The organism is Pacificispira spongiicola (assembly GCF_012926505.1).
GTDB classification, from domain to species: domain Bacteria; phylum Pseudomonadota; class Alphaproteobacteria; order UBA8366; family Aestuariispiraceae; genus Pacificispira; species Pacificispira spongiicola.
The window spans coordinates 362,431-380,550 of sequence record NZ_JABBNT010000002.1 but is presented as its reverse complement, the minus strand read 5'-3'; the positions used below and the strand labels follow the sequence as shown (position 1 = coordinate 380,550).

Sequence of the window (18,120 nt, the reverse complement as noted above, 5' to 3'; positions counted from 1 at the left end):
TAAATAATGCTGCACCGCGAAAAATATAGGGAATATTAGGGCAATGGTGAGTGAAACTAATGAAAGCATCGCACGGCGCAGGCGCCTGCCGTCATTGAGCGCGCTGCGTGCCTTCGAGGCGGCGGCTCGCTATGGCAGCTTTCGCGCGGCGGCGGACGAATTGAATGTAACCCATTCCGCCATCAGCCATCAGGTAAAAGCGCTGGAAGAGCATCTGGGCGTGCCGCTTTTTTCGCGCGGTAGCCGCGCCGTGCGTCTGACGGAGGAAGGCCGTATCCTGTTCCCGATCCTGCGGGAGGCCTTCGACGGCATCGTCGCCGGAACGGATATGCTGCGCCGCCGCCAGAATGCCGGGCCTTTGACGATCCAGATTTATGTGACGCTCGCCGTGAAATGGCTGTTGCCGCGCCTGCACGAATTTTCCGCCGCCTATCCGGAAGTTCAGATCGCGCTGGCGACCTCCTACACCGATTGGGATTTCGTACGGGGGGAGGTAGACGCGGCGATCTTGTTGGTCGAACACAAAACCACCGATCTGGACTATACGCCGCTGGGTAAGGCTCATCTGTTCCCTGTCTGCGCACCGAAATTGTTGGAATCCGGCCCCGCGTTGAAAAAGCCGGAAGACCTGCACCATCATCGTCTATTGCATGTTTATCCGGCGAAGCATGATTGGCCGGATTGGCTGGCGGCGGCGGGGGTCACCGACCTGTCGCCCGATTCGTCCAGCGGTGCGCGGTTCGACAGTTATCTTCTGGCTTTGGAGGAGGCGGCGTCCGGCGGCGGTGTTTCCCTGGCCACCCAGGTGCTGGTGGCGGATGATATGGAAAAGGGACGACTGATCGCGCCCTTCGACGTGAAGGTGCCGAACCGGGCGCCATGGTATTTCGTCTGTCCGCGCGAGCGGCGGAACGAGCCGAGAATCGTGAAATTCCGCACCTGGCTTCTGGACACGTTGAAGGATATGCCGCCGGGCAAAAATTTCGACTGAGGGTTGAATCGTCGCGTGTCCTCCTGCCATGCCGCGACCATTGCGATTCCAGACTCGCATGACGCGTGCCGATCCGGTATTAAGGATGGACCCAGAAGGGGCCGGAGAGAGTTCGATCTAAAAATCTGAACGGGGGCGAGTTGGCTGGCCAAGAACGGCTGCCGACTTAAAGAGAGGTTTCGGGCAGGGAAGCACAAGGTAGGGATGACGGGGTTCGGCACTGAGTCGCGGGCGCGCAGCGGGTTTAAAGCGAAATTCAAACACGCCTTCCGGGAGCGGGAAATCATCCTGCGGTCCGAAGGTGCGATACGCTATCTGAAGCTTCGCCCGATGCCGCAAATGGTTATGGCCGGTGCCATTGCCGCCGTTACGCTGTGGCTGGCCGGGGCGAACGGATTCGCCTATTGGCAGGAAACCCGCCTGGAAGGTAAGCAAGCCGAAATCGTGGAAGCCCGCATCGCCTATGAGCGGTTGCGTACCGAGTTTTCCGGCTATCAACAGAAATTGGGCGATCTGGCGCGTCAACTCGTCGCTTCTGGCGAGGGCAATCCGGCAATCGCGCCCGGTCTGGAAGCCGCCGAGCTTGAAAGCATCACCAAGGGGATCGAGGGCGCGTTCGACCGGATCAGCCGCGACCTGGATGTCACCGAAGCCGACCGCCGCCGCATCATTCAAAGCCGCGATGCCCTGCACGAAAAAATCGCCGCCCTGGAAACCGATCTGAAAGCGGCCTATGCCCAGGTCGCGTCGTTGAGCGCCGATGTCGGCAAGCGCGATGCCCTGCTGGACCGTCAGGAGCGGCTTGTTTCCTCCCTGACCGCGGAGCGCGACCACTGGAGCGGCAAGGCGAACACTTTCGAAGATGAATTGTCCAGCGCGACCCAGAAAATCGATTCCCTGGAATCGGAATTGGAATTCACGGTCGCCGCTCTTTCCGAGGAACGCTCTCGGGTCTCCGATTTGGACGATACGCGCGATCGCCTGTCGCATCAGGTCGCAACGTTGGAATTCGGCCTCAACCAAGCGGAAACGCGCAGCGAGCGTTTGGCGGAAAACGTCGCGCAGTTGACGGAAAGCCTGCAATCGCTGGAATCCGAACGTGTCGCCATGGCGGGGGAGCGCGAGGCCCTGACCTCCGACCTGCAAACGGTGGAGGCGGAACTGTCCCTGCATCAGGCGGCGACGGATAAGACCCGCGAACGGTTGGCCGGTGTCGTATCGCAGTTGGCGGAACTGACGGACGACGCCAATATCGGTACCGACGACGATGCCGGGGCCCTGCAGGCGCTGGAAACGCAGATCGGCGAACTGGCTGGGGAACTGCGGTCCGCCCGCAACAACGCCGCCGATATGGAAACCGCGATTGGCGAGGTCGTCGTCGGTCTGGCGCAGGTCGCGGGCGATTCCCCGACGCGCCTGGACAAGGTTGCGGACCCGGAAGAAAAGGTAAACCTGACCCGCGAGTTGCTGGAAACGGTGGCGGGGATTCAGGAAGACCAGCATGTTTTGATCGAACGCCTGACCGAACAGGCGGATCTGGGTATTTCGCGGAACGAAGCGTTGCTGCGGATGGCGGGCGTCGATGTGGATCAGCTATTGAGCGAATCCGGCTTCGAGGTCGGCATGGGCGGCCCGCTGGAAGTCGTCGACGAGGCGTCTTTGGGCGATATCGCGCCGGCCGCCGGATCTCCTAAAGGCATAGAGGTCGCGTCGCTGGATACGGATGTCGGCGGGTTGTCTGTGTCTCAGGACGCCAGCGAATTGGCGGACAGTATCGCGATCCTGCAAAGCCGTCTGATGCGCATGTCGGCGCTGAATGAGGTTATGCGCTGCGTACCGCTGATTTCCCCGGTGGATAATTACCAACTGACCTCGCCCTTCGGGCAGCGCAAGGACCCGATCACCGGACAGCTGGCGATGCATAGCGGGATCGATATCGGCGGTTGGGCCGGTATCCGTGTGCACGCAACAGCGCCCGGCAAGGTGACTTTTGCCGGACGCAATGCGGGATATGGGTTCATGGTGGAAATCGATCACGGCTGCGGCATCCGTACAGTCTATGCGCATCTGAAGCGCATCAAGGTGAAGGTCGGTGATACGGTTGAGCATCGCGCGGTGGTGGGTACCCTCGGCAGCACGGGCCGCAGTACCGGTCCGCATGTCCATTACGAAATCAAGATCGGCGGAGCCCACAAGGATCCTGAAGCCTTTATCGAAGCGGGACGCCATGTTCACAAAATCTAAGGCGCCGACGGCGCGCGCGACGGCGGCACAGAAACCCACGCCACCGTCGATCATTGCCGCCGATATGCATATTCAGGGTGATCTGGAAACCCAGGGGGACGCGCAAGTGGATGGCGTCGTCGACGGCGATCTGCGCACCCGCAGCGTGACGATCGGGCCGTCCGCCACGGTTAACGGTACGATTTCAGGAGACATTATCCGTGTCGCCGGAACCGTGAACGGCGAAATTCATGGTGAGTCGGTTTACCTGGCGGCCAGCGCGCGGGTGATGGGCGATATCTATCACAAGTCGCTGTCTATCGACGCCGGGGCATTCCTTCAGGGACTGTGTAAGCGCAGCGGCGATTCGGAATAGGCGGATGTAAGTCCGGCCGGTTCCCCCCGGATCAGCGGTTCCAGCTATCGTCCGGCGCCCGGCGCCACGCCGCCAGAACACGTTCCGCCCCGGCCCGGTCGATCCGTTCGAAATAATCCACGATCTTCAGATAGGCGGAGGTTTGGCGGTACTTCTCCGGCTCACCACCACCCTGTAGATAGGCCAGAAGGTCCGCGAAATTCTTGCGGTCGAACCCGGTTGCCTTACAGGCGATGGCGATGGCTTCCGGTCCGGAATCGTAAAGGACGCGGGTGGCGCCCTGTTCGGTCAGGTCCGTCAGTTCCTGGAACAGTTCCTCGAATTTGAACAGATCGTTCTGTTCCAAGGCGCCGACCAAAAGGCGCGGATGGGGCTTGAAACCGAACCCGCCCAACCCGGAATAGGCGTCCGGTTGATCGAGCGGCGACAGGAAGTCGTTCTGACCCAGTGCGTCCGCGACGGCTTGGTCGACGACCTTGTCCATGTCGATTTTGATCGACTCGCCATTTTTTTCCACACGTTCGGACAGTGCCTTGCGCATGGAAAAGCCGACGAATTCGTACATGCGCCGCGCCTGATCGACCGTCAGTTCGTCGCGTTTAACCAGCGGTTCCTGGATCGTCTGGTCCTCGCGGGACAGATTCACCAAATGCTCCATCGTCCGTTCGGAAAATTTGGCGCCGTCGTTCAGCAGGGCCGCCTGAATGACGGAGGAGTTTTCCGTCGCGACAAGCTTGTCCGTAACCTGCGCCGACAGTTCCTCGCGCTGCGCGATCGCCATCTGATGTGATTCCGCTTTCGACAGGATCAGGTTCACCAGATCGCTGTCCTGCAAGACGACGCTGCGGACAAGGACGGGGCGGGCGACCTCGATCACGTCATTCGCCATTTTCAGGATCAAATCCTTCGGCGCGTCGCTCTGTTCCGCCAATTGTTCGGACAGGGCCGCGCGAACCTGCGCTTCGACATCGCGGATCAGTGCGGTGATGATGTCATAAGCCAGCGATTTTTCGGACTTGGAGAGGGTTCGCCCCATTTTGAGGCACAGATCGCCAATCGCCTCCGCCAGGGCGGAACGATCCTCACGCCGCGTACTGCGCGCGACGTCGACCAGTTGATCCATCGGAATGTTACGCATCCCGCATTCCTATATATGGGCGACGGCCCGTGCGCTCGGCCCGGTTCCGCTGCGTCAGCCCCTCCCGCTTCACCCGGCATTCGGATTTCTTCCACCCTGCCGGGAACAAGCATTCCCAAACAATATACGATACTGCGATTCCCCTAACAAGAATGCCAAATGCGGAATATTTCGGAATAACCCACGAATATTTTTGAGTATTCCGGTCCCGTGGAGATAAAATGACCTCGGTAGATGGAGTGCAGCATGTTTCCGACCTTATTCTTCAAATTGAAGGCGGCGGGTGTTCCGGTATCCCTTCGCGAATATCTAAGCGTCGTTGAAGGCCTTTCGAAGGACGTTTGCGGCCGGGATACGGAACAGTTTTATTACTTCGCTCGGACGGCTCTCGTGAAGGATGAACGGTACCTGGACCGGTTCGACCGCGTCTTTTCCGAAGTATTTAAAGGTGTATTGGGGGAAGCGGGCGTCGCCGCCGTCGATCTTCCGACAGAATGGCTGATGAAATTGGCGGAAAAGCATCTGTCGGACGAAGAAAAGGCAATGGTCGAGGCCTTGGGCGGCTTCGAGAAGTTGATGGAAACCTTGAAGCAACGGCTTGCCGAACAGGAAAAGCGACATCAAGGCGGCAGCAAATGGATCGGGACGGCGGGTACCAGTCCGTTCGGCGCTTACGGCTATAACCCGGAAGGGGTGCGGATTGGTCAGGAAGAAAGCCGCCACCGCCGGGCCGTGAAGGTTTGGGACAAACGCGAATTCAAGAATCTCGATACCGACGAACCGCTATCGAACCGGAATATGAAGGTCGCCCTGCGACGGTTGCGGCGCTTTGCGCGAACCGGGTCCCGTTTTGAACTCGACCTCGGCAATACGATCCGCAAGACGGCGGATAACGGCGGCTATGTCGATATTCAATGGCAGCGGGAAAAGCATAACGCGGTTAAGATCATCGCGCTATACGATGTCGGCGGCAGCATGGACGATCACATCCTGGACAGTAAGAAACTGTTCGACGCGATGGAGACGGAATTCAAGCATCTCGTCTCGCTCTACTTCCACAACTACCTTTACGAAAACCTGTTTTCGGATATGCGCAACCGGTACCAAAGCCGGGTTTCGACTTGGGATTTTCTGCGTACCTATTCGAAAGACTACAAGGTCGTTTTCGTTGGCGACGCGACCATGTCGCCCTATGAAATCGTCTATCCCGGCGGCAGTGTGGAACACTGGAACGACGAATCCGGGCAGGTCTGGATGCAGCGGATTCTGGACCATTTCGACAATGTCATCTGGCTGAATCCGCAACCGCAAGAACGCTGGGGCTATTATCAGTCGATCAAGCTCGTCCGGGATCAGTTGGAAGACCGCATGTTCCCGATGACGGTGCAGGGGTTGGATGATGCAATGCGGGCCTTGGCGTGATGGAAATCAGGATATTTGGCCGCTGGTCAGTACTCATGAAGCATGTAATAAACGCCGCATGATGAAGACACGCTCTATTTTGGCGCTCGCCGTTGCTGGCCTACTCGCGGCCTGTGCGGAAAAGCCGTCGCTAACCGACAGCGACATGCCCGCAACGTCGGATTATGAGGTTGTTGCCTTCTGCTATTCGTCGAAAACGACAACCCGCGAAGAACTGGCATCCATGGCGATGGAAGCGTGTCCGGAAGAAACGCGGCGGGTGTCCGTTTTGGATGACGACACACTGTTCAACAATTGCCCGATTAGCAAAAAGAACCGTGTCACTTACCAGTGTTTGCCACGGTAAACCGCGAATCCGGGTTAATCGCGCGAGTTCCGATGTCAGGAATTGCGGAGCGGATGGATCGACGCGGACGTATTATCCGCATCGCCATCCTTGCCGGTGCCGCCATCTGATTTCGCCTCATCCGCGGACATCTCATCAACAGACGGTTCGTCCGTTTGCAGCCGTTCTGCTTCCGCTTTCAACCGCGAAAATGAACGCACCGACATCGGCAGTGTGGTCAGGTAGACGACGCCGACGAGACTGAGCGTTTCCCAGGGTGCGCTGAACAAACCGGCCAAGGCCAATCCGACCGTCACCATGAAGGGAAGGACCCATCGCGGCGCCAGCTTGAACTTCTTGAATGAATAGGTCGGCAATTCGCTGACCATCAGAAGCGCGATCGCCACCACCCAAATCCCGGAGGCGAGCGGCGGAATGCTGACCGTGTCGCCCAGAACGAAGCCGAGCGCCATGGGCATCATGGCCACGGCGGCCCCCGCCGGGGCGGGAATGCCCTGAAAATAGTTGTAGGCATAGGGCGGCAGCTTATCCAGGCGGCTGTTGAACCGCGCCAGCCGCAAACCGCAGCACATAGCGAAGAACAGGGCGATGCCCCAGCCCGGACCGCCAAGGTCGCCCAACCCCCAAAGCCACATGATCAGGGCGGGGGAAACACCGAAGGCGACGAAATCGCTGAGCGAATCCAATTGCGCACCGAAGTCGCTGGTCGCGTGCAGCAGGCGCGCCATGCGGCCGTCCAAGGCGTCCAAAACGGCGGCGACCAGAATGGCGCCCAGCGCGACTTCCCAACGGCCATCGAGAGCGAAGCGAATACCACTCAATCCCGCGCAAGTCGCCGCCACGGTGATCATGTTCGGGATCAACCGGGCGACGGTCATCCCTTTCAGTCGCGGCGCGCGCCGTTTTCTGGCAGTCGGTTTCAGCATGTAATTTCGCCTGCTTTCAGCGTGTTGCGCCTTCGCGGACGCCTTCCTTACCCTTAACCCCGCCCATATCGGCGAGGACGGTTTCACCGGCAATCGCCAATTGCCCTTCGCAGACCATGGGAACGACATTCGGTGGCAGATATACATCGACGCGGCTGCCGAACCGGATCATGCCGATCCGCTGTCCAGCCTGGACCTCGTCGCCGGGTTCTACATCAGCCAGGATGCGTCGGGCAACCAGTCCTGCAATCTGCACCACCGCGAATTCCTTGCCCGTCGGTGTTTCGATGCGGAAGCACTGGCGCTCGTTATCCGTGCTGGCCTTGTCCAGGGAGGCGTTGAGGAATTTGCCCGGGCGGTATTCCATTTTTGTGATCGTGCCGTCGACCGGTGCGCGGTTCACATGGACGTTGAAGACGTTCATGAAGACGCAGATGCGCCAAACGGGCTTCGCCGGCATTTCCAGTTCTGGCGGCGGTTCCGCCTTGCCGACGCTTTGCACGACGCCGTCGGCAGGACTGATGACCAACCCCTGTCGGGTCGGGGTGACGCGATCCGGATCGCGGAAGAAATAGACGCACCACGCGGTCAGGATCAGACCCAGCACCCACAGCGGCTCCCACAGGAAGCCGATGCCGAATCCGCAAACGGCAAACAAAACGATAAAGGGATAGCCTTCCCGGTGTATCGGAACGATGACCGTATCCAGGGCGCTTTTCATCCGTAAATTCCTCTCGGTTTAACGATCCCGTTCCCGGTGGCGCAAGTCATGCGCTTGGTCCGGGACGCCGGTCTTCGGCGCTGCGGCGGTTCATTGCGGCCTATTTCGGTATCTCGAAGACCTGACCGGGATAAATCAGATCCGGATCGCGGATTTGGTCGCTATTCGCCTCGTAAATCTCAGTATAGCTGAAGCCGGTACCCAATGTCCGCCGGGCAATACGCCACAGGCTGTTGCCGGGCTGCACGACAATAAAGGAATCCGGGTCCAGATCCGCAAGGGGCGCGGCGCGGCTGAACGGTATTTCCAGGCGCGCAATGACCGACGCGTCCCGCACGGCGTCGAACCGCAGGCGATAGACGCCCGGTGAAACTTCCTGCTCCGGATCGACGCGCCAATAACCGTCCTCGCCAACGGAACCGTCCCCGATAGGGGCGTTGTTCAGATAGGCGATGATGGTGCTGCCCTCGGGGCCGCGACCGGAAATGGAGATATTGCCGTCCTGATCATAGTCGATGGTTTCAACGGTCAGGCTGCCATCTTCGGTGCTGACGCCACCCGGTTCCGCCGTGCCGGTCATGCCGGACGCACCGCCTGGTTTCTGAATCAGTTCCGCCCCCGGCTTGCCCTTTTCCGGGATCAGGACGACCAAGGGCTGCTGTTGCGTTCCTTCTTCGAGCGGTTGTCCGCTGACGTCGTGGCCGGGTTTCGGCACGACCAGAACGACGGTACCGTCGCCTTCCACGGTGCGGTCGTCCGGCAGAACGGAAGACAGCTTCAATTCATGGGGCCCGGGTTCCAGCGGACTGGTGGGCAGATAGACCCATTCCCCACGGTCGTCGGCGGTGGACTGGCCCAGATCGGTATCATTGTCTCGAACGGTGACCGTAGCCAGCGGGTGGGCGCGCCCGGCGATGACCGTATCGCCGTTCGGATCGACGCGAACCACGTCGAAGGTCGGTTTGATGGGGTCGGCAAGCGGATCCTGGTCCTCGGTTTGTCCGACACTGGGATCGGTCGTGACGATTTCCGGCGCCGGCGTCGTGGACGTCCCGGCGGTGTCGGCATTGCCGGAATCGGTCGTTTCCGCAGTTGCGGGCGCGCCGTCGCTCACCGGATCGGTGGACGGCATGCTCCACCAATTCAGCAGCAGCGCCAGGAGCAGCAGAATGCCGCCGATAACGCCGATCAAAACCGTTCGATTCAACCTGTCCCCCGTTCCGCCGCCTCAATCGACCCAGTTCCCAAATAGGTCGGACGAACCATACGATCCATTCGTATTTCCAGCGACTTTACTTGTCACGGCGACCTCACTCAATAGGCGAAGAGAGAAGGGTGGATAACGGTAACGTCGCGACGGTCGACTTTCGGCTTTTAATCCGGTTCTTCAGGACGATACTGTTGGAACAGTGTTTGTCGTTACAGGAGGTACCAGAAGTGCACGCGCGTGTCGGTTCAGTATGTGTTTATTGCGGCTCGCGGCATGGTGCACGGCCCGCCTTTACAACAGCCGCCCGGCGATTGGGCAATATGCTGGCGGAAGCGGAGATCAGACTGGTGTACGGTGGCGGTGCGGTCGGCCTGATGGGAGAGGTCGCTCAGGCGGTCCTGGACAAGGGCGGCCGGGTCACCGGCATCATCCCGCATTTCCTGGATCAGGCCGAAGTCGGGAAAGCGAACCTGACGGAGCTGATCCGCACCGACAACATGCACGATCGAAAGGCCCGAATGGCGGAACTGTCCGATGGATTCGTCGTTCTGCCGGGCGGGTTGGGGACGCTGGACGAAACATTCGAAATCCTGACCTGGAAGCAGTTGCAGCTTCACGACAAGCCGATCGTGCTCCTCAATATCGAAGGATATTGGGATCATTTCGTTCACCTTGTCGAACATCAGGTGCGCGAGGGGTTCGTGCAGGAACGGTACCTGAAATTCTTCCGCGTCGTGGATAATGTGGAAGAGGTCATTCCTACCCTTTTGGAGGGTGCCGCTAAGTCTGACATCGACCGGCACCGCCTGGACCGGACATGATCGGCGTCTAACGGCTGCCTTTTCCATTATCCTGCGACAAACAGGTTCGCTTCCGGCAAATCGTGTTATGGTCCGCTCGGAGGGGGGCGTATTGCTAGAAGGTTCGGTCGCGTGAAGTTAACGGAGACATATCGGAAGCTCGTCAAAGATACGACGATCAACAATATCACTCTGCTTTCCACCGACTATCTGAACCACTTCAACGAGCTTGTCATGATGCTCGAAATGGTCGCCGATATGCCGGATATGCTGGAGGAAGCGGAGGCCTGGACGCCGCTAACCTATCACGAGCATTTCCAGAACAGTTCGTTCCAACACAAGGATCTGGCCTGTTTCGCCTATGAAAGCGCGCCGGATGAATACCGCGTGCCGCTCGACGACTGCGTGGACCGCATGGACGCCGAAATCGCCGAAGGCCTGCCGCGCCTGAGGGCGCTGGCCGATGCGGGCGACACTCACGTGCTGTCGGTTGAAGCGCGGAATCTCTCCATGTCGCTGCGCGGGCGTATCGATATGATGAGCGCCCTGATCAACGGCGCCATGAATGAGGAACAGTATAAGGCCAGCCTGGACGCTGCCGCGCCTGCCGAACACGGTACGACCGTTATGGACCAATCGGAAATCGACAGTTTGTTCGATTAACCCGCACTTTGTCCGATTAATCCTAGGGCATCCGCCGTGTCCAAGCGATTGCGGCTTTGCGACGCCTACTGTATGGTCCGCGCCAGTTCAGCCGACGGGCCGATGGGACGCGTCGCCGTTTCGCGTGTCCAACGCCCGCACCCTCTAGTCACGGGAGCCTCACACCCATGTCGAAGATTAAGGTCGCCAACCCTGTCGTCGAACTCGACGGCGACGAAATGACCCGGATCATCTGGGACTTCATTAAGACCAAATTGATCCTGCCCTATCTCGATATCGACCTGAAATACTATGATCTCGGCATCGAAAAGCGCGACGAGACCGACGACCAGATCACCGTCGACGCCGCCAACGCCATCAAGAAATACCGTGTCGGCGTGAAATGCGCGACCATCACTCCGGACGAAGCGCGGGTCGAGGAATTCGGCCTGAAGAGCATGTGGCGCTCCCCGAACGGTACGATCCGCAACATTCTGGACGGTACGGTTTTCCGTGAGCCGATCGTCTGCCAGAACGTGCCGCGTCTGGTCACCAGCTGGTCCAAGCCGATCGTCGTCGCCCGTCATGCCTTCGGCGACCAATACCGCGCCACCGATTTCCTGGTCCCGGGGCCGGGTCTGTTGTCCATCACCTTCACGCCGGAAGATCCGGATGGCGAAACGATCCGCCACCAGGTGTTCAAGTTCGACGGCTCCGGCGTCGCGATGGCCATGTATAACCTGGACGAATCGATCCGCGGCTTCGCCCGGGCCTGCATGAACTATGGCCTGATGCGCAAACAGCCGGTCTACCTGTCGACCAAGAATACGATCCTGAAAGCCTATGACGGCCGTTTCAAGGATCTCTTCCAGGAAGTCTATGAGGAAGAGTTCAAGGCGACCTTCGAAGAAGCCGGCATCTGGTACGAACACCGCCTGATCGACGACATGGTCGCCTTCGCGATGAAGGCCGCCGGCGAATTCGTCTGGGCCGCCAAGAACTACGACGGCGACGTTCAGTCCGACTCCGTCGCCCAGGGCTTCGGGTCGCTGGGTCTGATGACCTCCGTCCTGATGACGCCGGACGGGCAGACGGTGGAAGCCGAAGCCGCGCACGGCACGGTGACCCGTCACTTCCGTCAGCACCAGCAGGGCAAGGAAACCTCCACGAACCCGATCGCGTCGATCTTCGCCTGGACCCGTGGCCTGAAATACCGCGGTGAGTTCGACGAGACGCCGGATGTGGTGAAATTTGCCGATACGCTTGAAAAGGTCTGCGTGGAAACCGTCGAAAGCGGCTTCATGACCAAGGATCTGGCGCTGCTGATCGGGGAAAGCCAGAAATGGCTGACCACGACCCAGTTCCTCGACAAGATCGACGAGAACCTGAAAAACGCCATGGACAAGTGGTGAGAGGCCGACGGTGGCGACACCGGATAGTCTGATTTTTCGGGATGCGCGGCCAGAAGATCTGGCCGCGCTTCTCGATATAATGGCCGACGACGGCAAGTCGCCGGAACCTGTTCCATTCGATGCGAACGACCCGTGCCATCGCGCGGCGCTTGAGGAAATCGACGCCTCGCCGTCCGATCGGTTGATCGTGGTGGAGCGGGACGGCGCGATCGTCGCGACCTTTCACCCGACAATCATTCCCAGCTTCGGCCCCAAGGCGGCCAAACGTCTGCTGTTGGAGGCCGTATTTGTCCATAAGGACTTTCGCGGTGCGGGTATCGGCGCGGAAATTCTGCGCTGGACGGAAGATTGGGCAGCGACGAACGAATGCCGGTTGATCGTCCTGACCTCCGACAGAATCCGGGATGGACGCGCCAAGCGCTTCTATGAAAGCCACGGCTTCGCGCATACGCATTTCGGTATGCGTAAACGGCTCTAACGGCCTTTCTGGATCGGCTGCTTCGACACGACGGGCTGGCCGCGCACATTTTCACGCCAGAAAGCGTAAAGGCCGCTGCCGACGATCAGCAGGATCCCGATCCAGGCGGTCAGGTCCGGCAATTCACCCCAGACGAAATAGCCCAGTAGCACCGCGATCGGCATCGCGACATATTCGAACGGGGCGGCAGTCGCCGCTTCCGCCAGCCGATATCCTTGCGACATCAGGAATCCACCGACGGCGCTCAGGAACCCGGCGGTCAGAATGATGATGAAATCCGACGGGGCGGGCCAGATCCAGGCACGCAGCAGGAACTGCATGCTGGGGTCGTCTATGCCTTCGGCAAACCGCCCGTGTCCGGCGACGAGACCGACGGCGCCGCTGACGATGATGAAAGTCAGCTGGATATAGAAGGCGAGGGTGGAGGCGCTTTCCGTCACCCCCAATTTGCGCGACAGAATCTGCATGGACGCATAGGCGAAAGCCGCCAGAATCGGCGCAAAGGCTGCAAGCTTGATCGAGTCAGACCCCGGTCGCACCATGATCACGACGCCGATCAGGCCCACCGATACCGCGACCCAACGGCGGGCCCCGACTTTTTCCCCCAGGATCGGCACGGACAAGGCGGTGATGAACAGCGGCGCGACGAAGAAGATCGCCGTCGCGTCCGCCAAGGCCAGGGACGCGAGACCGAAAAAATAGGACATATTGGCGAAAACGACGCAGAAGCCGCGCAGAAAATGCAGCGGCATCCGCTTGCTGTTCAGGGCACGGTAACCGCCGCCCAGCGGCACGAATACCGCCAGAACAATGGTGATCGCGATAAGGGACCGGAACAGAACGACCTCATGCAGCGCGTACTGGCCGCTCAACGACTTCATCACCATATCGGCGGTGGTGAAGGTCGCTGCGGCGGCGGTGACGCACATGATGCCCACCGTGCCGGAACTGGCGCTGGTCTGCGGTTTCATAACCCTATCCGAAATGCGAGGTGAAGCCTTCGGCCGCCATGGTGTCGCGGACTTCCGGCAGGGCCTCGCAACGCCGCGCGTGATCCAGCACGTGCTTGCGGCTGGACGGCGGTTCCGGGATTCCCGCCTGCATCGCCCATCCTGCGACCATGTAGAGGAAGTAATCCGCGCATCCGGGCGCCGCGCCACCCAGCCATGGGCCCTGCGCCGCCAGTTGTTCGTCCAATGTGGCGAACATGCCGCCGAGACGGCGCGCGGCGTGGCCCTTGATGACGTCCAGTTGCGCGTCGTCGTCACAATAACGGTGGCCATAGAACCAGACCATCAAATCCGCCTGCACCGTGTTGGTCAGATAGATCAGGCTGTCCATCGCACGGGCACGGTCCGCCGTTCCGGCAGCGGGAAGCAGGCCTGCATCGGGGAAATGTTCCGCAACGAACAGGCAGATCGCCGCCGACTCGCGCACGATGAAACCGCCGTCTCCTGAGTTGCCACCGCCTGAGTTGCCGTCTTCCGGGTCGCCGACCACCAAAGTCGGAATGCGGGCATTCGGATTCAGCTTCAGATACCAGCTTTCGGACAGAACGCCGCTATGCTTGTCCAGTTTAACCGCGTCGAAGACCGCCTCAGCCTTGCGCAGGCAGATATGCGGCGCGAAGGACGCCAGATCGGTACCGTAGAAAAGGGTAAGCTTCATATCCCGCCCCGTATTTATTTTGTCTTTCGGGTTTAGCGGAGCGCGCCGGAAAAGGCGACCGAGAGTTTGTGTTGCTGATTGAGTTTCCGTCACGACGTTGACAAATATGGCTGTCTTCCACGATTGTCCCGGCATCCGAAAATAGAGGAAACGACACATGGAAACCGCCGAAGAAGTCGTGCTCTCCCGGCGGGGAGGCATCGGACATATCCTGTTGAACCGGCCGAAGGTTCTGAACGCAATCAATATGGGGATGGTGTCGACCGTGGCCGCCGCGCTGGCGGATTGGGCCTTCGATTCGGAAATCCGCGCCGTGGTGATTGAAGGGGCGGGGGACCGCGCCTTCTGCGCCGGGGGTGATGTTGTCGCCGTCAGTTTGGCCGGCCAGAAGCAGGAACCGCTGTCGCACGAATTCTTTCAGGCGGAATACAGGCTGAACCGGGCGATCCATCTTTTCGAAAAGCCCTATATCGCATTCCTGGACGGGATCACCATGGGCGGCGGGGTCGGCTTGTCGGTGCACGGCAACCACCGCATCGTTACCGAAAACACGCTGTTCGCCATGCCGGAAACGGGCATCGGCATGTTCCCCGATGTCGGCGGCAGTCACTTTCTGCCCCGTTGTCCGGGCGCGGTCGGTCTCTATCTGGGCCTGACCGGATCGCGGTTGAAGGCAGCGGACCTTCTATCCATCGGATTGGCGGATGTCTTCATTCCGGCGGCCAGCCGGGACCATTTCATGACGGCCCTGGAAGCGGCGAATTGGGGCGGCGATGCCCATGCCGTCGTTGCCGATGTCTGTGCGAAATTCGCCGGGGATGCCGGACCCGCGCCCCTGGATGCGATCCGCGCCGATATTGAGCGCCATTTCGCCAAAGACAGCGTGGAAGCGATCCTGGATAGCCTGAAGGCGGACGACGGGGCTTTCGCCGCCGAGTCCCTGAAATTCCTGACCGGCAAATCGCCGACCCTGTTGAAGGTGACGCTGGAACAACTGCGTCGAGGCGGCGCGCAGGAGTTCGATGCGAATATGGTCATGGAATACCGGATGGCACGTCGCGCCTTGAAGCCCGGCGCGGATTTCCATGAAGGGGTCCGCGCGCTGCTGATCGACAAGGACAAGTCACCGAAATGGTCCCCGGCAACCGTAAGCGATGTCTCCGAATCCTTGGTGGCGGAATATTTCGCGCCGCAGGATGGCGGCGATCTCGTTCTTTAACGTTTTCGAACCGGCGATCCTTCCGTTAAAATTCAAAAAACAAAACCAAGACAGCCCGTACCGGGCTCATAGAGGGGAAGCGTCATGAAAATCGGTTTCATCGGTGTCGGTAACATGGGCGGGCCGATGGCCCGTAACCTGATTGCCGCGGGTCACGATCTGACGGTGTTCGATTTGGCCGAAGAATCGGTGAAGGCCCTGGAAAAGGCAGGGGCGACGGCAGCCGCTTCCGCCGCAGGGGCGGTGTCGGGCGCGGAAGCCGTCGTGACCATGCTGCCCGCGGGCGCGCATGTGCGGAAGGTCTATGAGGAAGCGATCCTGCCGACGGCGAAGCCCGGTACGCTGTTTATCGATTGTTCGACGATCGACGTCGATACGGCGCGCGATGTGGCCGGGCAGGCGGCGGATAAGGGGTTCGATATGATCGATGCGCCGGTGTCGGGCGGTGTCGGCGGGGCGGAAGCCGGGACTCTGACCTTCATGGTCGGCGGTCCCCAGGCCGCTTTCGACCGGGCTAAGCCGTTGCTGGACAAGATGGGCAAGACCATCGTGCATTGCGGCGGGCCGGGGAACGGTCAGGCGGCGAAAATCTGCAATAACATGATGCTGGGCATTCAGATGATTTCCGTCGCCGAAGCCTTCGTCCTGGCGGAAAAACTGGGGCTCGATCATCAGAAACTCTATGACGTGTCCTCCAAATCCTCCGGTCAGTGCTGGTCGCTGACGACTTATTGCCCGGTGCCGGGACCGGTCCCGACATCGCCCGCGAACCGGGATTATCTGCCAGGATTTGCTGCCGCGATGATGACGAAGGACCTGGGATTGAGCCAGGACGCGGCGAAATCCGCGGAGGCCCAGACCGAAATCGGGGCCCTTGCCCTGGATATCTACCGCCGATTTACCGATTCGGGTAACGCCGGGGTGGATTTTTCCGGAATTATTCGTTACATCCGAGGGGGTGGGGCGAAATAATCCTGTAGCTGCGGCGGTTTATCGAGAAACGACAGTTTCGGTCTAGTCGTTCCGTGCAAATCGGTGTAACACCAATAAAAAGAGGGCGGTTTTTACCGCTTATTCGCTGTATGCGTCAGGTCGAACAGAGAGAGATGTGCCGGTGAAGGAGGAATATCTCAGCGTCATCCGATTGATCGAGCGACTTCATCGACAATTCCTTGAAGTTGTCAAAGGGGAGATCGATCGGCTTGGCATTAGAGACATCAACAACATCCAGGCTCTGATTCTTTACAATATCGGAGAGGATGAGTTGACGGTCGGGGAGTTAACTCACCGCGGCTATTATCTCGGCTCCAACGTCTCGTATAACGTTCGGAAAATGGTGGAGAACGGCTACCTTATCCAGGAGCGGTCGACCCATGACCGTCGGTCCATCCGTGTGCGTCTGTCCGAAAAGGGCATGGATGTGCGGAACAAGGTCGGCGACGTTATCGACGAACAACAGGCGAAGCTGGGCGAATCCGGGATCAATGCAGAACAGTTGCAATTTACCGCGACGGTTCTGAACCGGATCGAACGCTTCCTGCTGCACAGCTACGGCTACGGCCCGGTCCGCTAACCCGGATCATTGCAACGGAATTAAAAAGGGGAGCAGCGGGTCTGCTCCCCTTCGTCGTTTGGGCCGAATTTTAAGAAAGAGTCAGCGTCCGGCCGCTTCGCGCCGTGCCAGGAAGGCGAGGCGTTCGAACAGGTGGACGTCCTGTTCGTTTTTCAGCAAGGCGCCGTGCAGGGGTGGGATCGCCTTTTTCGGGTCGGTTTCGCGTAGGGTCTCGGCGGCGATATCCTCGACCATCAACAACTTGATCCAATCCAGCAGTTCGGATGTCGACGGCCGCTTTTTCAGGCCCTGAACCTCGCGCAATTGGAAGAACAGCGTCAGCGCCTCGCTCAACAGACGCTTCTTGATGTCCGGGAAGTGGACCTGAACGATTTTCTCCATCGTGTCCGGATCGGGGAAGCGGATGAAGTGGAAGAAGCAACGGCGCAGAAAGGCGTCCGGCAATTCCTTTTCATTATTCGACGTGATGATGACGATCGGGCGCTGTGCCGCCTTGATGACTTCCTTCGTCTCGTAAACGTGGAATTCCATCCGGTCGAGTTCAAGCAGCAGGTCGTTCGGAAATTCGATATCGGCCTTGTCGATCTCGTCGATCAGCAGCACCGGTGCGGGATCGGTCGTGAAGGCCTCCCACAGTTTGCCTTTGACGATGTAGTTCTTGATGTCGTGGACACGCTCGTCGCCCAGCTGACTGTCCCGCAGGCGGCTGACCGCATCGTATTCGTACAGGCCCTGCTGCGCCTTTGTCGTGGATTTGATGTGCCATTCGATGAAAGGACGGCCCAGGGCTTCCGCGACTTCGCGGGCCAGTTGGGTCTTACCGGTGCCCGGTTCCCCCTTCACCAGCAACGGGCGCTCCAGCGCGACGGCGGCGTTGACGGCGACCGCAAGGTCGTCGGAAGCGACATAGCTGGAGGTTCCGGTAAAGCGCATAATTGTGTCCCGATCGAAGTTTAAGGTACCCTGCAAGGAAGC

Annotated in this window: 19 protein-coding genes; 12 read left to right on the top strand and 7 right to left on the bottom strand. The window is 59.6% G+C overall.

The window, feature by feature from the left end; all coding sequences use genetic code 11:
- Positions 1–43: 43 nt before the first annotated feature.
- The 3 genes from gcvA (at position 44) to HH303_RS06980 (ending at position 3,590) form a co-directional block, all read left to right on the top strand.
- Positions 44–991, top strand: coding sequence for a transcriptional regulator GcvA (gene gcvA, locus HH303_RS06990; RefSeq protein ID WP_169624515.1), 948 nt, complete (start codon positions 44–46; stop codon positions 989–991).
- 204 nt (positions 992–1,195) lie between these two features.
- Positions 1,196–3,235, top strand: coding sequence for a M23 family metallopeptidase (locus HH303_RS06985; RefSeq protein WP_169624514.1), 2,040 nt, complete (start codon positions 1,196–1,198; stop codon positions 3,233–3,235).
- On the top strand, positions 3,219–3,590 hold the full coding sequence (locus HH303_RS06980) for a bactofilin family protein (protein ID WP_169624513.1): 372 nt from the start codon (positions 3,219–3,221) through the stop codon (positions 3,588–3,590). The genes HH303_RS06985 and HH303_RS06980 overlap by 17 nt, the downstream gene beginning before the upstream one ends.
- A 31-nt stretch (positions 3,591–3,621) precedes the next feature.
- Here HH303_RS06980 and HH303_RS06975 read toward each other — a convergent pair whose 3' ends face one another.
- Entirely contained in the window at positions 3,622–4,728 is a 1,107-nt protein-coding gene (locus tag HH303_RS06975; protein ID WP_169624512.1) for a DUF2336 domain-containing protein, read from the bottom strand.
- 246 nt (positions 4,729–4,974) lie between these two features.
- On the opposite strand from HH303_RS06975, the gene HH303_RS06970 reads away from it, so the two are divergent.
- Together HH303_RS06970 and HH303_RS06965 are read left to right on the top strand one after the other, a co-directional pair.
- Positions 4,975–6,150, top strand: a complete 1,176-nt coding sequence (locus HH303_RS06970; protein WP_169624511.1) for a vWA domain-containing protein — start codon at positions 4,975–4,977, stop codon at positions 6,148–6,150.
- A 58-nt stretch (positions 6,151–6,208) separates the two neighbouring features.
- A complete protein-coding gene (locus HH303_RS06965; protein ID WP_169624510.1) occupies positions 6,209–6,496 on the top strand; it encodes a hypothetical protein in 288 nt (95 codons plus the stop codon).
- Between the two features lie 35 nt (positions 6,497–6,531).
- Here the strand turns inward: HH303_RS06965 and HH303_RS06960 are convergent, their stop codons facing one another.
- From HH303_RS06960 to HH303_RS06950, 3 genes are all read right to left on the bottom strand, one after another.
- Positions 6,532–7,422, bottom strand: a complete 891-nt coding sequence (locus HH303_RS06960) for a CDP-alcohol phosphatidyltransferase family protein (RefSeq protein WP_169624509.1) — start codon at positions 7,420–7,422, stop codon at positions 6,532–6,534.
- 16 nt (positions 7,423–7,438) lie between these two features.
- The gene (locus HH303_RS06955) at positions 7,439–8,143 is read right to left on the bottom strand and encodes a phosphatidylserine decarboxylase (protein WP_169624508.1); all 705 of its coding nucleotides are present in this window, start codon (positions 8,141–8,143) and stop codon (positions 7,439–7,441) included.
- A 100-nt stretch (positions 8,144–8,243) separates the two neighbouring features.
- Positions 8,244–9,350, bottom strand: a complete 1,107-nt coding sequence (locus tag HH303_RS06950) for a LysM peptidoglycan-binding domain-containing protein (RefSeq protein ID WP_169624507.1) — start codon at positions 9,348–9,350, stop codon at positions 8,244–8,246.
- Positions 9,351–9,580: 230 nt separating this feature from the next.
- Here HH303_RS06950 and HH303_RS06945 point away from each other — a divergent pair, with 230 nt between their 5' ends.
- From HH303_RS06945 to HH303_RS06930, 4 genes are all read left to right on the top strand, one after another.
- Positions 9,581–10,174 (top strand): LOG family protein, encoded by a 594-nt coding sequence (locus tag HH303_RS06945; protein ID WP_169624506.1) that lies wholly within the window; start codon positions 9,581–9,583, stop codon positions 10,172–10,174.
- Between the two features lie 111 nt (positions 10,175–10,285).
- A complete protein-coding gene (locus HH303_RS06940; protein WP_169624505.1) occupies positions 10,286–10,816 on the top strand; it encodes a hypothetical protein in 531 nt (176 codons plus the stop codon).
- A 167-nt stretch (positions 10,817–10,983) separates the two neighbouring features.
- A complete protein-coding gene (locus HH303_RS06935) occupies positions 10,984–12,207 on the top strand; it encodes an NADP-dependent isocitrate dehydrogenase (RefSeq protein WP_169624504.1) in 1,224 nt (407 codons plus the stop codon).
- Between the two features lie 10 nt (positions 12,208–12,217).
- Entirely contained in the window at positions 12,218–12,685 is a 468-nt protein-coding gene (locus HH303_RS06930; protein ID WP_169624503.1) for a GNAT family N-acetyltransferase, read from the top strand.
- On the opposite strand, the gene HH303_RS06925 is transcribed toward HH303_RS06930, so the two are convergent.
- Together HH303_RS06925 and HH303_RS06920 are read right to left on the bottom strand one after the other, a co-directional pair.
- Positions 12,682–13,656: a DMT family transporter gene (locus HH303_RS06925; protein WP_169624502.1), complete on the bottom strand. Its 975-nt coding sequence runs from the start codon at positions 13,654–13,656 to the stop codon at positions 12,682–12,684. The genes HH303_RS06930 and HH303_RS06925 overlap by 4 nt on opposite strands.
- 4 nt (positions 13,657–13,660) lie before the next feature.
- Positions 13,661–14,353 carry a glutathione S-transferase family protein gene (locus tag HH303_RS06920; protein WP_169624501.1) on the bottom strand — a complete coding sequence of 231 codons (693 nt, stop codon included), beginning with the start codon at positions 14,351–14,353 and terminating at the stop codon, positions 13,661–13,663.
- Between the two features lie 157 nt (positions 14,354–14,510).
- Here HH303_RS06920 and HH303_RS06915 point away from each other — a divergent pair, with 157 nt between their 5' ends.
- The 3 genes from HH303_RS06915 (at position 14,511) to HH303_RS06905 (ending at position 17,145) form a co-directional block, all read left to right on the top strand.
- On the top strand, positions 14,511–15,572 hold the full coding sequence (locus HH303_RS06915; protein ID WP_169624500.1) for an enoyl-CoA hydratase/isomerase family protein: 1,062 nt from the start codon (positions 14,511–14,513) through the stop codon (positions 15,570–15,572).
- Positions 15,573–15,656: 84 nt separating this feature from the next.
- Entirely contained in the window at positions 15,657–16,544 is an 888-nt protein-coding gene (gene mmsB, locus HH303_RS06910; protein WP_169624499.1) for a 3-hydroxyisobutyrate dehydrogenase, read from the top strand.
- Positions 16,545–16,686: 142 nt separating this feature from the next.
- Positions 16,687–17,145: a MarR family winged helix-turn-helix transcriptional regulator gene (locus tag HH303_RS06905; protein ID WP_169625073.1), complete on the top strand. Its 459-nt coding sequence runs from the start codon at positions 16,687–16,689 to the stop codon at positions 17,143–17,145.
- A gap of 81 nt (positions 17,146–17,226) precedes the next feature.
- On the opposite strand, the gene HH303_RS06900 is transcribed toward HH303_RS06905, so the two are convergent.
- A complete protein-coding gene (locus tag HH303_RS06900; RefSeq protein ID WP_169624498.1) occupies positions 17,227–18,078 on the bottom strand; it encodes an AAA family ATPase in 852 nt (283 codons plus the stop codon).
- Positions 18,079–18,120: the final 42 nt, after the last annotated feature.

Excerpts from the sequence above, each read along its gene's own strand:
- HH303_RS06960 (WP_169624509.1), bottom strand. The coding sequence starts at position 7,422 with ATGCTGAAACCGACTGCCAGAAAACGGCGCGCGCCGCGACTGAAAGGG.
- gcvA (WP_169624515.1), top strand. The coding sequence starts at position 44 with ATGGTGAGTGAAACTAATGAAAGCATCGCACGGCGCAGGCGCCTGCCG.
- HH303_RS06980 (WP_169624513.1), top strand. The coding sequence starts at position 3,219 with ATGTTCACAAAATCTAAGGCGCCGACGGCGCGCGCGACGGCGGCACAG.
- HH303_RS06975 (WP_169624512.1), bottom strand. The coding sequence starts at position 4,728 with ATGCGTAACATTCCGATGGATCAACTGGTCGACGTCGCGCGCAGTACG.
- HH303_RS06955 (WP_169624508.1), bottom strand. The coding sequence starts at position 8,143 with ATGAAAAGCGCCCTGGATACGGTCATCGTTCCGATACACCGGGAAGGC.
- HH303_RS06935 (WP_169624504.1), top strand. The coding sequence starts at position 10,984 with ATGTCGAAGATTAAGGTCGCCAACCCTGTCGTCGAACTCGACGGCGAC.
- HH303_RS06900 (WP_169624498.1), bottom strand. The coding sequence starts at position 18,078 with ATGCGCTTTACCGGAACCTCCAGCTATGTCGCTTCCGACGACCTTGCG.
- HH303_RS06970 (WP_169624511.1), top strand. The coding sequence starts at position 4,975 with ATGTTTCCGACCTTATTCTTCAAATTGAAGGCGGCGGGTGTTCCGGTA.
- HH303_RS06925 (WP_169624502.1), bottom strand. The coding sequence starts at position 13,656 with ATGAAACCGCAGACCAGCGCCAGTTCCGGCACGGTGGGCATCATGTGC.
- HH303_RS06985 (WP_169624514.1), top strand. The coding sequence starts at position 1,196 with ATGACGGGGTTCGGCACTGAGTCGCGGGCGCGCAGCGGGTTTAAAGCG.
- HH303_RS06920 (WP_169624501.1), bottom strand. The coding sequence starts at position 14,353 with ATGAAGCTTACCCTTTTCTACGGTACCGATCTGGCGTCCTTCGCGCCG.
- HH303_RS06915 (WP_169624500.1), top strand. The coding sequence starts at position 14,511 with ATGGAAACCGCCGAAGAAGTCGTGCTCTCCCGGCGGGGAGGCATCGGA.
- mmsB (WP_169624499.1), top strand. The coding sequence starts at position 15,657 with ATGAAAATCGGTTTCATCGGTGTCGGTAACATGGGCGGGCCGATGGCC.
- HH303_RS06965 (WP_169624510.1), top strand. The coding sequence starts at position 6,209 with ATGATGAAGACACGCTCTATTTTGGCGCTCGCCGTTGCTGGCCTACTC.